This window comes from Pseudarthrobacter sp. GA104 (assembly GCF_009741265.1).
In the GTDB taxonomy this organism is placed as follows: domain Bacteria; phylum Actinomycetota; class Actinomycetes; order Actinomycetales; family Micrococcaceae; genus Arthrobacter.
This window is the reverse complement of the sequence record NZ_WOWL01000001.1, coordinates 1,522,872-1,537,339: the sequence shown is the minus strand read 5'-3', so window position 1 is coordinate 1,537,339 and position 14,468 is coordinate 1,522,872. Positions and strand designations below refer to the sequence as shown.

Genomic DNA, 14,468 nt, shown 5'->3' with positions numbered 1-14,468 from the left:
ACCATGACCACCAAGTACATCATCGGACTCGACGGGGGATCGCAAAGTTCGAAGGTAGTCATCTTTGATACACATGGACGGATCGTGTGTGAGGCAAGCCAGTCCCTGGAACCGATGTCAACGCCGGGGCCTGGCATCGCCGAACATCCCAACGATGACCTTTACGATTCGATCGTCGCAGCAGCCAGCCGCGTAATGAAGGCGTTCACCGGAAACCCTGCCGACATTATCGGCGTCGGCTTATGCACCATTCGGTGCTGCCGCGCCCTGGTTCGCAGCGACGGCACCCTTGCCGAACCAGTGCAAAGCTGGATGGACCGTCGACTGTCCGAGGCATATGAGCACAGCAACGACGATGTCGCTTACGTCACCACGGCCTCCGGCTACCTGATGGCCCGGCTCACAGGGGAGTTCACTGACACCGCGGCCAACTACATCGGCCCGTGGCCAATGGACGGTCAAACCTGGAACTGGTTCAGCGATCAGGGACGATTTGACTCGTTCAAGGTGCCGCACAACATGCTGTATCGGCTGCAGATGCCTGGCGAAATTGGCGGGTACGTCAACGCCGGTTTTGCCGCCGACACCGGAATCCCTCAGGGTATCCCTGTTGTCCATACAGCCAACGACAAAGCTGCCGAGGCTCTCGGTTCCGGACTCCGCGACGAGGGGACAGGTCTGGTGTCCTTGGGGACCTACATTGCAGGCATGATCCTGGGACACGATTTTGTGGCCGAACCTAAGAGCTACTTCTCGAATTTTGCGTCCCAGCCACACCGCTATATCTACGAAAGTGCCGGTATTCGTCGTGGAATGTGGACGGTGTCGTGGTTGCGAAACTTGCTTGGGGCCGAAATAACCCACGCCGCCGGAAAGGCCGGCGTGAGCAGCGAGGAATACCTCAATGGCTTGGCATCAACCGTTCCCGCGGGCAGTGAGGGCCTGCTCTGTGTCCTCGATTGGCTGGCACCTCCCAACAAGCCATACAAGAAAGGGATGTTCATCGGATTCGATGAACGTCATGGATACGCGCATATGTACCGCGCCGTCCTTGAAGCAATAGCGTTCACAATGAAAACGAACATGGATGCGATGCTGTCCGAACGGGAAGCCAGCATCGAAACACTGGTTCTTTCGGGCGGCGGTTCAAAAAGCGATCTATGCATGCAGATCTTCGCGGACGTTTTCAATATTCCGGTTGAAAGAAACGTGGTCCGTGATGGGGCTGGACTAGGCGCTGCGATCTGCGTCGCGGTGGCTTGCCGTGTCTACCCCTCTTTTGATGAGGCTTCTTCGCACATGGTTCGGCGCAGGGATCGGTTCGAACCCAATCCCGCCAATGTCGCGCTGTATCAACAACTTCGCTCCGTCTCGGCGGAGATCACGGCCCAAACAGACGCCATCCTGGAAAAGACCCACCGCATCCTATTAGACAACCAAGGAGACACCTCTTATGCCTAAGCTAGGCAAATCAAAGAAGATTATTCAGCTAGCTTTGCTTATTCTCGCCGCTGGATCCATTTATCCACTCGTATACCTTCGCCAGAACTTTGAGTCGACCATTCTAGAGGTCTTTGGCCTGTCCAATTCGGAACTGTCGGGGCTTTACTCAATGCTCGGCATTATATTTGTCGTGGGTTATATTCCCAGTGGATGGCTGGCGGATAAGATCCCTGTCAGGTACCTGATCACATTCTCACTGCTCCTCACGGCAGCGACCGGGTTGTACTATGCGCAGATCCCCGATAAGTCCATGCTCGTATACGTGTATCTGATCTGGGGCTTTGCCACGGTCTTCACCTTCTGGAGTGCGATTCTCAAGACCGTCAGCCTGCTGGCGGATAAGAGCGAGGAAGGCAAGTACTTTGGAGCCCTGGACGGCGGGCGAGGTTTAGTCGAAGCCATTCTGGCCAGCATTGCGGTAGGCGTGTTCGCATTCTTTGTGGGTAACGGATCGAACATCGAAAACACCAAAGCCGGGTTCCAAGGCGTGGTGTATATGTACTGTGCAGTTCTGGTTGTGGTTGCGATACTCGTCTTCTTTGCGTTGTCGGAAAGTGAGCGTAGGACGCCGGACCTGGTCAGCGAGCCCGCTGAGTCGACGATCGCCGCAGTAAGACGAATCTTGAAAATCCGTGAAGTGTGGGTCATGACTGTGGTCTTGTTCTGCGGGTACACCCTGTTTTGGGGCCACTATTACTTCTCGGGCTACCTCGACGTCAATCATGCTGTCACCCCGGTCAGCGCGGGTGTGGTGACTGTCATCGTTTTGTGGATGCGTCCCATCGGCGGTTTCGGGGGCGGGTACCTTGCCGATAAGTTCGGCAAAGCGCGTGTTCTTTCGATCTCCATGGTCGTTGCAGCTGTGGGGTTGATCGGACTCGCTCTCATCCCCGGCAATTGGGGCGTCGGCGCCGTCTACGTCCTGGTCGTACTGGTGGGACTGTTCATGTACGTAATTCGTGGAATCTATTGGTCCCTCCTGGATGATTGCCGCGTACCCGTGGCCGCTACCGGCATCGCGATCGGAATCATCTCATTTGTCGGCTATCTTCCAGACATTGTTATTCCGCAGATCAGCAGCGCCATTTACACTGCCTTTGGCGACAACGTGGCTGGCGCCAACAACTTCTTCTTTGCCGTCACCGGAGGCATCGGTCTGGTGGGGGCGCTGGCAGCCGGCTACTTTGCGGTTCTGATGAAGAGGCGCAACGACCTTGAGAGTTCGAACGCGGACGAAGAGCTGCAGGCGGCCAGCTAGCTTGGTCCTGCCAGTGGCGATAAACCAAAGGTTTTGGGGAACCTGCGGTTAGCCCGCCGTCACCGGGTCAGGAAGCGCTCGGCCGGGATATCCCGGCCGAGCGCTTCCTGGTCGGGTGAGACCGCCGGGTTTTGATGGCCCGGTTGGAGGCCGCTGTGAGCGCAGTGAGGTGGCGTCAGCCCTTCAGCGTCCGGTCGAGCAGGGCGCGCAGCTCCCGGAAGTGCCGTTCCGTGGCTCCTTCGTGGAAGGCCGAGGTGTCCGCCATGGAGTAGCCGTGGGATGCTCCGCGGTAGACCTCGTTGGATGCCTTAAGTCCTGCAGCCTTCAGGGCTTTCCCCAGCCGGGCCACGGCCTGGGCGTCCATGCTCCGGTCGTGGTCCGCGTGGCCGAACACGAACTCGGCTCTGGCCGTTCCGAGCCGCAGGTGCGGGCTGTCCGGCTCATCCGTGGCCAGCCCGCCGCCGTGGAAGCCGCCGCATGCCGCCACCGCCTCCGGGTGGGACGTTGCGGTGCGCACCGCCAGCCTGGCCCCCATGCAGTAGCCGAAGGTGCCGATGGGACCCGGCGCAACGCCGTCGAGCGCCCTGAGCGCCGAAACCCAGGCATCGATGTCCGCCAGCGCCTTGTCCGCGGTGAGCCGGCCAATCCGCGGGAACGCCGCCTGGCCGGCTGCCTGCCTGCCCTCCGGGGTGGTCATCTCCCCCTTCGGGGCAAGCTCGGCAACAGTCCCGTCCCGGTAGAAGACGTTCGGGGCCAGGACAACGTACCCCCAGCCGGCAACGCGCTGCGCCATGTCCTCGATGCGCGGGCGCAGGCCGAAGGCGTCCATGTACAGGATCACGCCGGGGAACGGCCCGCCGCCGCCGGACGGACGGGCCACCAAGGCTTCCGCGGTGCCTTCCGCGGCTGGGATTTCAATGAGCATGGGGTCAGGATATCGGACGCAATTCCGACGGCGGCGTGCTGGCTACCCGTAGTACCGCGCCAGGGTGTCGGCTTTGAAGTCGAAGAAGGTGCCGTCCTCGATGGCCAGGCGGGCGTCGTCCACCATTTTCACCACGAACCGCTCGTTGTGGATGGAGATCAGCGTGGCGGACACCATCTCCTTGGCCTTGTACAGGTGATGGATGTAGGCCCGGGAGTAGTTGGTGCACGCGTAGCAGTCGCAGCCGTCCTGGAGCGGGCCGAAGTCCCGCTTGTACTTGGCGCCGGAGAGGTTGTACCGGCCGGTCGGCGTATAGAACGCGGAGTTGCGGGCCACCCGGGTGGGGGAGACGCAGTCGAAGGTGTCCGCGCCGTTCTCGATGGCCGTGAAGATGTCGTCCGGTTCGGAGATGCCCAGCAGGTGCCGGGGCTTGTCCTCGGGCAGCTCCTCGTTGCACCACCGGACAATCGTGCCCAGGTTTTCCTTCTCCAGCGCCCCGCCGATCCCGAACCCGTCGAACGGCATGGCGCCCAGGTCCCGGCACGCCTTCCGACGAAGGTCCTCGTACTGCGCGCCCTGGATCACGCCGAACAGGGCCTGGTACGGTTTGCCTGCCCGGGAGGAGGTCAGCCGGAAGTGCTCCTCAAGGCAACGCAGCGCCCACAGCCGGGTGCGCTCCAGGGACTCCTCCTGGTAGCCGCGCGAGTTCTGCAGGGTGGTGAGCTCATCGAAGGCGAACATGATGTCCGCTCCGATCCGGTGCTGGACCTGCATGGAGATTTCGGGGGAGAACCTGTGCCGGTCGCCGTTGAGGTGGCTCTTGAACCACACGCCGTCGTCGTCAATATGGGCCAGGCGCTCCTTGCCGGGGGCCACCGCGTCGTCCGGTCCGGGCGCGCCCGCGGCGGCAACAGTCTTCATGTCGATGACCTTCTTGAACCCCGAGCCGAGGCTCATCACCTGGAATCCGCCCGAGTCCGTGAACGTGGGCCCCGGCCAGTTCATGAACGCGCCCAGGCCGCCGGCCTCGTCCAGGATGTCCGCACCGGGCTGCAGGTACAGGTGGTAGGCGTTGGCCAGCAGCGCCTGCGCCCCCAGGTCCGCCATGGCCTCGGGCAGCACGGATTTGACCGTGGCCTTGGTTCCCACGGCAATGAACGCCGGGGTCTGGATCGTGCCGTGGGGCGTGGAGATGGTGCCGGTACGTCCCAGGAACCGGCCCCCGTTGGACGCCTCCTGCGGGGCGGACGGCGGGCAGCTCTCGGCCAGGCGCGTGCCTACCCGGAAGGAAAACTCCGACTGCCGTGACCGTGCTTCATCGCCGGCAGTGCGCGGGCCCGGTTCAAACGGGGCGTCGGCAGGGTGTGGAGCTGGGGCAGGGTTGGCTGGCACCGTACAAGTCTGCCAGCAACCAGCCCCGTCCCGGCAACCGGGCCGGTCAGCTGACCGGTTCCGATGCGGGGTAGTGCTCAGCCCGCCAGGCATCCCAGGATGAGCGGATGGCATCCAGCCTTGCGGCGCCAAGGTCGTAGGTGGAGGCGATGACCAGGGACCCTTCGCCCTCTTCGCGCACGTCCTTGATGGCGGGATGGTCGGCCACCACCAGGAGTCCCTCGCCGTGTTCCGCGTAGTCGTGCACCGTGACACCCACCTGGTGGCTGGTCCGATACCAGACCTTTCCGCTGATCTTCTCGCCGGTCCCCAATGCCAGCTGGTAGCTTTCACCCGGTGCCGGCAAATCCGCCAGGCCGAGCTTCTCGATCGCTGAGCCCTGACCTTCCGTCAGGTGCAGGAACAGGGTGTGGCGCTTGCCGTGGGGGTGGCGTTCCAGGGCGAAGCGGAGCTGCTGGAGGAACGTGAGCCAGCCCTGCGTGATGTCCTCGTCCCAGGCGGCCCACTCGGAATCGTGGTCAATCGCTCCCCGGGTCACGCTGACCCGGGTTCCATTGGGCTCGGGGTGAAGTTCAAAAGTGTCCCCGCCGTGAACGGTGAGACTGGTGTGGTCCGGCGACTCCTCAACGTCACCGGAGAAGTAGATCTCCTTGATCTCGGCGTCCAGGTCTTCAGCCTGCCAGCCATGCCATTGGGCTACTTTGGACGGTTCCCGCAGCATGGTCCAGACCTGCGGCGCGTCGGCGTTGATCACTACGCTCAGATTGTTGGTCATAGCCCCGAATGTACAACTCCGGCCGGATGCCGGGAAGGGGCAAATTACCTAACCGGGCACCCTGTCCGGGGCGTTGGGCAGCGTCAGGAGCGGACGGCTTCCAGCTCGTTGCTGATCCGCCGCTCGAGTTCGCCCATCCCGATGGTTTCCGAGCCCCCGTGGGCGCGCAGGAACAACAGGGATTCGAGCCGCAGGAGGCGCCATTCGCGCTCGGCGTCGTGGTTGGAGTTGTCGATGGAGCGGAAGATCTCCTTGTCGTACAGGTTAGGCTCGTTGAGCGAGCGCTGCCGGACCTTCGCCGCCATCCTGGCCTTGAACGGATCCGTTTCCTGGTTTTCCGGGGTCCGGATCAGCTTTTCGTAAACCTCGGCCCGCTCCGCCTGTCCGTCCTGCCGGCAGATGTAGCTGGACAGAGCGAGGGATGCCTCCACGGACGCCCACCGCCCCGGGTTCCCGTCGAAGGGCAGGACATTGAGGAGGTCGGCAACGGCAAGTGCACCGTCGGCATCCTTGAGGGTGATGAACAGTTCGTGGGCGAGGTCGCTCAGGTCCTTCAGGCAGCTGCCGGACTTGAAGTTGACGCCCTTGGCCAGCCGGTCCGCCAGCAGCAACACGCCCTGGGCGTCGGGGTGCGTTTCGGCCGCGGCTTCCACCACTGATTCCGGAGTGCCCTGAGGTGCGGGAATCAGTGCCAGGTCCTCTTCGCTGGGACCGGTCACCGCGGGCGGGACCGGCGGGAGGGGAGGTACGACGACGGCGGGAACGGCGGCAGTGGAGGCAGGCTCTTCGCCGGGCTGCTTGGCTTGCTCCTGCGGCACGTCTGCTGCCGGGGACCCTTCCGCCAGCACCGTGACCGTGGTGCCCACCGCGATGCGGAGGGTACCGCCACCGGACAGGCTGGCGAGGACCATCGCGGGCGCCCCGAAATCGTCCCGTTCAAGCTCAACCTGGTGTATCTCCGCTGTCCGCCCGCCGTCGGGCAGGACAATGTGGCTGCCGGTGGTCAGGGATCCAGCCTGCTGTTCAAGATGGTGACGGGCGGCTGGTGTTTCGGTCATGGGAGTCCTTAAGTTCTCTTGCGGTCCGCCCTACAGTCTACAAAGGCGGGCCCTTAAAATCGGGGACCCCCAGCTTGCTGCCGGGGTGTCAGAAGCCCACGCCGGCGAAGGCCAGGGCCTGGCGGATGAGGGCACCGCGGCCGCCGGAAAACTCCATCTGGACGCCCGGGCTGAGGACTTCCGCGGGGGTCATCCAGGTCAGTTCCAGGGCGTCCTGGCGGGGCTCGCACTCACCGGTCACGGGGATGACATAGGCCAGCGACACGGCGTGTTGCCGCTCATCGGTGAAGCCGGTCTGGGACGGCGCCGGGAAGTATTCGGCCACCGTGAACGGCACGGGGCTGATGGGCAGCTGCGGGAACGCCAGCGGTCCCAGGTCCTTTTCCATGTGCCGCAGCAGGGCGGCGCGGATGGTTTCGCGATAGATGACGCGGCCCGACACGAGGGACCGGACCATGGTTCCGTCCTCGTCCGCCTGGAGCAGGGTTCCCACTTCATTCACGAAGCCCAGGGGGTCCAGCCTCACCGGCACTGCCTCCACGTACACCATGGGCAGTCGCCCGCGCGCCTCAAAGAGGTCTTCTTCGGAAAGCCAGCCGGGGTTCGGGTCAGGAGTGCGCACGTTCATGGTTAAGTTCTACCCCATGGGACCCCGCTGGCAGGGCGAGGCTAAGCTGCCGGCGGAATGCGTCGGCACGGGCTGTCGTCCCGGCGCGGCCTGTCACCCGTGGCGCCCGGCGATCCAGAGGGTGGCCGGTACGTGCCCGGCGCCGGGCCCGCCCGCGTCGGGATTGGCTACATGGAGGGTGCGTCCGAACGCTTCCTCCGTGAGGCTGACCTGCTGACCTGCCGAGGCGAGGCGTTCCCGCAGGGGTTCCAGCGCGCCGTCGTACTCGAAGCCCAGGCCTGAACGTGCCGGTCCTGAAGCCGGGCGCACCAGCAGGACACCGCCGTTCTTGGTGGAAAAGTCGGCAGTGTCGTCCTGGTCCGGAACGGGGCGCGGGCGCGCCCCGATGTGCTGCAGCGTGCGGGCGGCGGCGGCGGGATCCTCGGTGAACCAGACCCCGGCGACGGCCAGCGCCGGGTCGGCGTCCGCGCACTGCGCAAAGTGGGACGCCTTGTCCGCCAGGAACGTGAACCCGTCGGGGGCCGTGATCCTGCAGGCCTCGCCATGGTCCGCGGTGACGAGTTCCGCGGGGGCGGCGCCGTCCTCCCCTGCCGCGAGATTGGTCCGGCGGGCGAATTCCGCAAGGTCGCCCACCTCCACCGCCAGTGCTGTGGTGCCGTCCTCCGCGGCGCCTGCGGGGACGGTGTGGAGGGCGAGGCGGCCGGAGCCGGCGTCAAAAACCCGCCACCCGGCGTCGTTCTCGGTAATGACCATGCCCAACGCCGTGAGGAGCGTGTCCCAGGAGTCGGGCCGGGAGGTGAAATGAAGGGGGCGGACGCGGAGCATGGCTTGTCCTTCGGGTCGGAACGGGACGCTTAGGGCCCATACTGCCACGTGGGCCGGCGGGTGTCTCGGCGCTTGTCACGGCGGACTGCAGGAGCACAATAGGGGGCATGGCCGTTGAACTTGAGGAACTGCTGCTGCCGGACGCGGTGGCATGGCGCAACTGGCTCGAGGCGAACCACAGCACCAGCCCCGGCGTGTGGCTGGTCCTGCACAAAAAGGGCGGAAACGTGACGGAACTGGACTACGCCGCCGCACTGGACGAGGCACTGTGCTTTGGCTGGATCGATGGCCAGACGCGCCGCCGTGATGAGCACACGTCGCTCCAGCGGATGACGCCCCGGACCCGGAGGAGCCCGTGGTCGGCACGGAACGTCGGCCACGTGGCGCGGCTTGATGCAGCGGGGAAGATGACCGACGCCGGGTGGGCGGCCGTGAATGCAGCGAAGGCTGACGGGCGCTGGGCAAACGCATACGGCGGGCAGGCCGTGGCCGAAGTTCCCGCGGACCTGGCCGCCGCCATTGCCGCGGTTCCCGCCGCCCAGGCGATGTTCGACGTCCTGACCAAGACAAACCGGTTCGCGCTGATTTACCGGGTCAACTCCGCTGTGCAGGCCGCCACCCGGGAACGGCGGATTGCCGGGTTCGTGGAGATGCTGGCGCGGGGCGAGGCTCCGTACCCGCAGAAGAAGGGTCCCGCCCCCACCACGCCGCCCGCCCCCAACTAAGTAGCGCCAAGTGTCGTTTTGAGGCCCCAAAACGACACTTGGCGCTACTTAGTTGGGGTCAGTCGTCCAGGGGGAAGGCCACGCCTTCGCCAACCACGCGCAGGCACAGCTCCATGCCGGGCCGGGCGATGGAGGCGTTCCAGTGCCGGATGGTGATGATCTCGCCGCCTCCGGGGTAGCGGTGGTCCGGGCTGGAGGCCAGCTGTGGCGGGACGGAGAGTTTCAGGCGCACCGTGGTTTCCGGGCCGAAGTAGTCGGTGTCCACCACAACTCCCCGGATGGGCCCGTCCTCGGCAATCCTGATCTGCTCAGGCCTCAGCATCAGCTGCACCCGACCCTGGACCGGCGGCCTGCGGACGGGGATCGCCCCCAGGGAGCAGGTTGCCAGCGAACCCTCCAGCCAGGCGTCCAGGATGACCGCGTCCCCCAGGAATTCCGCCGTGGCCCGGTCCGCGGGGCGGGTGTACACCACGAACGGGTTGCCGATCTGGGCGAGCTTGCCGCCGCGCATTACAGCCACCTGGTCCGCGAAGGACAACGCCTCGGCCTGGTCATGGGTCACCAGGATGGTGGTGACGCCGGCCTCGTTCAGGACCTTCGCCACTGCCCTGCGGGTGGCTACCCTGAGCCCGGCGTCGAGTGCCGAGAAGGGCTCATCAAGGAGCATCAGTTCGGGCTCGCGTGCCAGGGCCCGGGCCAGCGCTACGCGCTGCTGCTGCCCGCCGGAGAGCTGGTGCGGGCGGCGCTTGGCCATGGCCGGGTCCAGGGACACCATTTCCAGCAGTTCGCTGATCCGTCCGGCCACAGCACGCCGGCCCCCCGGCAGGCGGTCCGGATCGAGTCCGAAGGCGACGTTCTGCCCCACGCTGAGGTGCGGGAACAGGGCGCCGTCCTGGGCCACGTACCCGATGTGCCGTTTGTGCGCAGGCACCCAGACGCCGTCGCCGGCCACTTTGGTGCCGTTCAGCGAAATGCTGCCCGTGTCCGGGTGCTCGAACCCGGCGATCAGCCGCAGCAGGGTGGTCTTGCCTGACCCGGACGGGCCCACAATGGCCGTGGTTCCGCCTTTGGCGACGGAGAGGTTGACGCCCTTCAGGACGGCCTGGTTGCCGAAGTTCTTGGTGACGTCCGTGATCTCCAGGTGGCTGTTGGTGGTGGTTGCCACGGACGGTGCGACCCGCGGCTCCGGCAGCCTCGAGGGGGCTTGTTCTGTCACTGTCCGGCTACTTTCTTGGACTGCTGGAAAAGGAGGTAAGTCATCGGCGCGGAGAGCAGGATCATCAGCAGGGCGTACGGCGCGGCGCCGGCGTAGTCGATCTCGCTGCTCTTGCTCCAAAACTCTGTGGCTAGGGTGCGCGTCCCATTGGGGGACAGCAGGAGGGTGGCGGTGAGCTCGTTGGCGATGGCCAGGAAGACGAGAGCCGCGCCTCCCGCGGCGGCGGGTGCGGTGAGCCGCAGGGTGACCCGGACGAAGGACACGAGCGGAGGCTTGCCCAAGGCCTGGGCGGCCTCGTCCAGCTCCTTCGGAGCCTGGGCCAGGCCTGCCCTGAGGTTGACCAGGGCGCGGGGCAGGAACAGGAGGACGTAGGCAGCCACCAGCACCCCTGCGGTCTGGTAGATCCCCGGCACGATCCGGATGCTCACCGTCACGAAGGCCAGCCCCACCACGATGCCGGGCAGGGAGCTGGTGATGTAGTTGGAGAGCTCCAGGGACTTACTGAACCAGCCGGGGTGGCGGACCGCCAGGTATGCCATCGGAAATGCCACCACGATGGTGGCCGCGGCGCCGGTCAGGCCATAGCCGAGCGTGGCGAGGAGGGCCGGCAGGAACTCGTCCGCGGCCCAGGCGGCGGTCCCGCCGGAAGCCACCCAGCGCAGCACAAAGAACAGGGGGAGGCCGAAGGCCAGTGTGGTCAGTCCCACCAGGAACAGCTGGGCGGGAACCTGGTACGCGTGCAGCGGCAGGCGCAGCGCCTTCGCCTGCGCGCCGGGGCCGATGCGGGCGTAGCGGGCGGTGCCGCGGCTCCTGACTTCGGCCAGCAGCAGGAGGAGGCAGAAGAACACCAGCACGCTGGCCAGCATGTTTCCGGCAGCACCGTTGAAGGTTGACTGGTACTGCACCATGATCGCCGTGGTGAAGGTGTCGAAGCGGATCATGGCGAACGCCCCGTACTCGGCGAGCAGGTGCAGGGCCACCAGGAGCGCACCGCCGGTCATGGCAATGCGGAGCTGGGGGAGGACTACCCGGAAGAAGGAACGCCAGGCGCCGAGGCCCAGCGCGGCGGCCGACTGCTCGATGGCCGGGTCCAGCCGGCTGAGCGCGGCAGCGGCGGGAATGTAGACCAGCGGGAAGTAGGAGAGCGTGGCGATCAGGACTCCCGAGCCCAGGCCGCCGAGCGACGGGATCGCCGAGACCCAGGCGTAGCTGTTGACGAACGCGGGGATGGCCAGCGGCGCGGCCAGGAGCACAGCCCAGATCCGCGCGCCGCGCAGGGCGGTGCGTTCCACGAGCCAGGCCCCGGCGACACCGAGGACCAGGCACAGCGGGACGGTGATCGCCGTCAGCAGGAGGGTGTTGAGCAGCAGCTCGGCCACCCGCGGCCGGAAGATGAGTTCGACGGCGGTGTCCCAGCCGGTTGCCGCGGTCATGTACACCACGTAGGCCAGCGGAACGAGCGAAAACAGGGCAATCAGCACCGCCAGCGCGGACAGTGCAGAAACGCCGAAAGGCGGGCGGGGGCTGCTGCCCCGGCCCGCCGTCGTCGAGCTCCCCCGAGGGGGAGCCGAGAGATCAGGAGTCACGGATTTAGAGGAGTCCTGCCGAGGTCATCAGGTCGGTGACCTTTTCGGAGTTGAGCTTGGCGGGATCGACGATGGGGGCCTGGAGCTCCGCGATCGGAACCAGCTTCTCGTTGGCCGGAACATCCGAGGCGATGGCGTACTCGAACGACGTGCCGTCCTTCAGGATTTCCTGGCCCTTCTTGCCGGTGATGAACTTCAGGAACGCCTGGGCGTCAGCAGCCTTCTTGGAGCTCTTCAGGACACCGCCGCCGGATACGGAGAGGAAGGCGCCCGGATCCTGGTTCTTGAAGTAGTACGGGCTGACGTTCTTGGAGTTCTCGCCCGTCTTGGCCTGGTCCCCGTAGTAGTAGTAGTGGTAGATCAGGGCGGCATCCACTTCACCGGCGTTGACGGCCTTCATGGCGGTGCTGTTGCCCTTGTAGGCCTTGAAGTTTTCCTTCATGCCCTTGAGCCACTCCTCGGTGGCGGCCTCTCCCTTGAGTTCCAGCAGCGCGGAAACGATGGCCTGGAAGTCGGCGCCGGACGGGGAAGCAGCCCATTTACCCTTCCACTCCGGCTTCGCCAGGTCCAGCATGGACTTGGGCAGCTTGTCTTCCGTGAGCTTGTTCTTGTCGTACACCAGGACGGTGGAGCGGGCAGCAATGCCGGTCCACTTGCCGGTGGAAGGACGGAACTCTGCCGGCACCTGCGCAGCGGTTGCCGCGTCCACGTCCGCGAACAGGCCGGCGTTCTCAACCTGGGTCATGGCGGGGGAGTTCTCCGTCAGGAAAACGTCGGCCGGGGAGGCGTCGCCTTCCTGGATGATCTGGTTGGACAGCTCGGTGTCCGATCCCTGGCGCATGGTGACCTTGATGCCGGTCTCCGCCGTGAAAGCGTCGATCCATTCCTTGGTCAGGCTTTCGTGCTGCGCGTTGTAGACGGTGATTCCGCCCGAGTCCCCGCCGGCGGCGGACGAGCCGGTGGCTGCCGGAGTGGAACCGCCGCCGCAGGCGGTCAGTCCGAGGGCTGCGGTGGCGGCGAGGGCCATGCCGGCCAAGGCGCTGTTGCGGATCTTCATTGAGGGGCTGCTTTCTGGGAAAAAGTCAACGGGACCGGAGTCCTCATGGGCCGGGGGATTCGGGAGGCCTACGTGAAAAAGCGTAGGTTAGCCATACCTAAGCCACCAAACCACAATGACCTTATGTGAGCAGGATCACAACAATTACGGAACTGTTGCGTGCCCTAATTGCCCGCGCTGTCCGGGAGGGTTGCTGCGGCCTCCAAAGCCATCCATGCCTGCAGCTGGGTGGAAAGTTCGACGGCGGTGCCCGCGGGGCAGGTTTCCCGTGCCGGCTTGGCGGCATGTACGGAGAAGATGCTTGCGCCGTTCCTTCCGGCGGCCGGGCCGGCTTCCGCGGGGCGCCGACCGGCCCAGAAGGCGCCCGCAGTATCGGCCACCAGCGTGGCGGCGGTGCTGCGGGTCTGCGGGGACAGCCGGGCGTCGGCGGCCGCCAGCGCGAGGTAGCGGCAGAGGATCCCGGTGAACAGGCCGCCGTCGCCCGTGCCTTCGCACCGCAGGACGCGGCCCTCGCCGGGGGTTTGTGCGCCGGTGGGGGCCGGCACCGTCAGCAGCTGGTCCACCGCCTCCACCACGACTGCTGCCCGGGCAAGGTTCGCCTCCCCGCCCTGTTCCAGGAGGGCGCCCAGGACGGGGCCCTGGTTGTAGGTGTAGACCGCCCGTTCAAGCACCACTTCGCCGGCCGCATTCAGCCGCGCCCCGTCAAGGTACAGGCCCTGGTCCGGGTCGAAGAGGGTGGCCCCCAGCCAGTCCAGCAGCGCCTGTGCCTTCCCGGGGCTGCCCGTCCGGGCGAAGTAGAGGGCGACCGGCGCCGTGGCCGGGGTGTTCTTGAAATCCCGCGCCTTGCTCCAGAAAGCGCCGCCGCCCAGGTCGGCGGTGCACGCGGCGTCGAACTGGAGGGTGAGGGACTTCCGGACGCGCGCGTTGCGCCCGCGCCCCGGCCTGCGGGTCTCCTCGGCCAGCTTGTCGAGCCGGTGGGTGGCAAGCGCCAGCCAGGCCATGTCGTCGTAATAGCTGTTGACGAACGTGAAAGCGTTCCGCAGCCGGATGCCGGTGACCAGGCGGGAGGCGAGCCGCCCGGCGCTGGGGTGTTCCGGGCCGTTGAACCGCGCGGCCGGGGTGGCGCCGTAGCCGAGTTCCCGCCGCCCTGCATCAACCAGGCAGTCAACGTAATGGGCCTGCCACCAGTAATGCCAGGGGCCCGGGAGTGCGCCCTTCGGATCCCTGCGCCAGGAAGGTGGGGGCCACTGCACGGCGCCGAGATGGGTGCCCGGCAGGAACAGCAGCCTCCTGCCGAAGAGCGTGGTCACCGATCGTGCAGCTTCATTTGCCCTGCCGTGCCAGTGGGAAAGATCCTGGCGGTCAGGGGCGGGCTCCGGACGCGTCATGGATCCCACCCTAGCCCGCTTCCTCCAGCCGGCCAGGAAGGGCCCCGGTGATGCAGGCCTCGCGTATTTCAGTTAACATTCACTAACTAACCTCCGCGGCCGGCCTGCCGTGGGGGACGCGCATCAAGGAGG

Annotated in this window: 13 protein-coding genes; 3 read left to right on the top strand and 10 right to left on the bottom strand. The window is 65.8% G+C overall.

Going from position 1 to position 14,468, the window contains the following annotated elements:
* Window positions 1-3: 3 nt before the first annotated feature.
* Window positions 4-1,461 (top strand): FGGY-family carbohydrate kinase, encoded by a 1,458-nt coding sequence (locus GK109_RS06840; protein ID WP_157239263.1) that lies wholly within the window; start codon window positions 4-6, stop codon window positions 1,459-1,461.
* Window positions 1,454-2,761: a nitrate/nitrite transporter gene (locus GK109_RS06835; protein WP_157239261.1), complete on the top strand. Its 1,308-nt coding sequence runs from the start codon at window positions 1,454-1,456 to the stop codon at window positions 2,759-2,761. Before GK109_RS06840 ends, GK109_RS06835 begins: the two co-directional genes overlap by 8 nt.
* Before the next feature lie 175 nt (window positions 2,762-2,936).
* On the opposite strand, the gene GK109_RS06830 is transcribed toward GK109_RS06835, so the two are convergent.
* The 6 genes from GK109_RS06830 to GK109_RS06805 all read right to left on the bottom strand — a co-directional run bounded on the left by GK109_RS06830 (window position 2,937) and on the right by GK109_RS06805 (window position 8,364).
* Window positions 2,937-3,686: a dienelactone hydrolase family protein gene (locus GK109_RS06830; RefSeq protein ID WP_157239260.1), complete on the bottom strand. Its 750-nt coding sequence runs from the start codon at window positions 3,684-3,686 to the stop codon at window positions 2,937-2,939.
* A gap of 42 nt (window positions 3,687-3,728) precedes the next feature.
* Complete coding sequence (tgt, locus tag GK109_RS06825; protein WP_370460446.1) at window positions 3,729-5,078, bottom strand: tRNA guanosine(34) transglycosylase Tgt; 1,350 nt, start codon at window positions 5,076-5,078, stop codon at window positions 3,729-3,731.
* Between the two features lie 46 nt (window positions 5,079-5,124).
* Window positions 5,125-5,853, bottom strand: a complete 729-nt coding sequence (locus GK109_RS06820) for an SRPBCC domain-containing protein (protein ID WP_157239259.1) — start codon at window positions 5,851-5,853, stop codon at window positions 5,125-5,127.
* An 83-nt stretch (window positions 5,854-5,936) separates the two neighbouring features.
* Window positions 5,937-6,911 (bottom strand): DUF6707 family protein, encoded by a 975-nt coding sequence (locus tag GK109_RS06815; protein ID WP_157239257.1) that lies wholly within the window; start codon window positions 6,909-6,911, stop codon window positions 5,937-5,939.
* An 88-nt stretch (window positions 6,912-6,999) separates the two neighbouring features.
* Window positions 7,000-7,539, bottom strand: coding sequence for an NUDIX hydrolase family protein (locus GK109_RS06810; RefSeq protein ID WP_157239255.1), 540 nt, complete (start codon window positions 7,537-7,539; stop codon window positions 7,000-7,002).
* A 93-nt stretch (window positions 7,540-7,632) separates the two neighbouring features.
* Window positions 7,633-8,364, bottom strand: a complete 732-nt coding sequence (locus GK109_RS06805; RefSeq protein WP_157239253.1) for a VOC family protein — start codon at window positions 8,362-8,364, stop codon at window positions 7,633-7,635.
* A 107-nt stretch (window positions 8,365-8,471) separates the two neighbouring features.
* Here GK109_RS06805 and GK109_RS06800 point away from each other — a divergent pair, with 107 nt between their 5' ends.
* Entirely contained in the window at window positions 8,472-9,089 is a 618-nt protein-coding gene (locus GK109_RS06800) for a YdeI family protein (protein WP_157239251.1), read from the top strand.
* Between the two features lie 58 nt (window positions 9,090-9,147).
* Here GK109_RS06800 and GK109_RS06795 read toward each other — a convergent pair whose 3' ends face one another.
* The 4 genes from GK109_RS06795 to GK109_RS06780 all read right to left on the bottom strand — a co-directional run bounded on the left by GK109_RS06795 (window position 9,148) and on the right by GK109_RS06780 (window position 14,336).
* Entirely contained in the window at window positions 9,148-10,305 is a 1,158-nt protein-coding gene (locus GK109_RS06795; protein WP_370460445.1) for an ABC transporter ATP-binding protein, read from the bottom strand.
* Entirely contained in the window at window positions 10,302-11,891 is a 1,590-nt protein-coding gene (locus tag GK109_RS06790) for an ABC transporter permease (RefSeq protein ID WP_370460444.1), read from the bottom strand. The genes GK109_RS06795 and GK109_RS06790 overlap by 4 nt, the downstream gene beginning before the upstream one ends.
* Window positions 11,892-11,895: 4 nt before the next feature.
* Window positions 11,896-12,948 (bottom strand): iron ABC transporter substrate-binding protein, encoded by a 1,053-nt coding sequence (locus GK109_RS06785; RefSeq protein ID WP_157239249.1) that lies wholly within the window; start codon window positions 12,946-12,948, stop codon window positions 11,896-11,898.
* Between the two features lie 164 nt (window positions 12,949-13,112).
* Window positions 13,113-14,336 carry a glycoside hydrolase family 76 protein gene (locus GK109_RS06780; RefSeq protein ID WP_157239247.1) on the bottom strand — a complete coding sequence of 408 codons (1,224 nt, stop codon included), beginning with the start codon at window positions 14,334-14,336 and terminating at the stop codon, window positions 13,113-13,115.
* Window positions 14,337-14,468 lie beyond the last annotated feature (132 nt).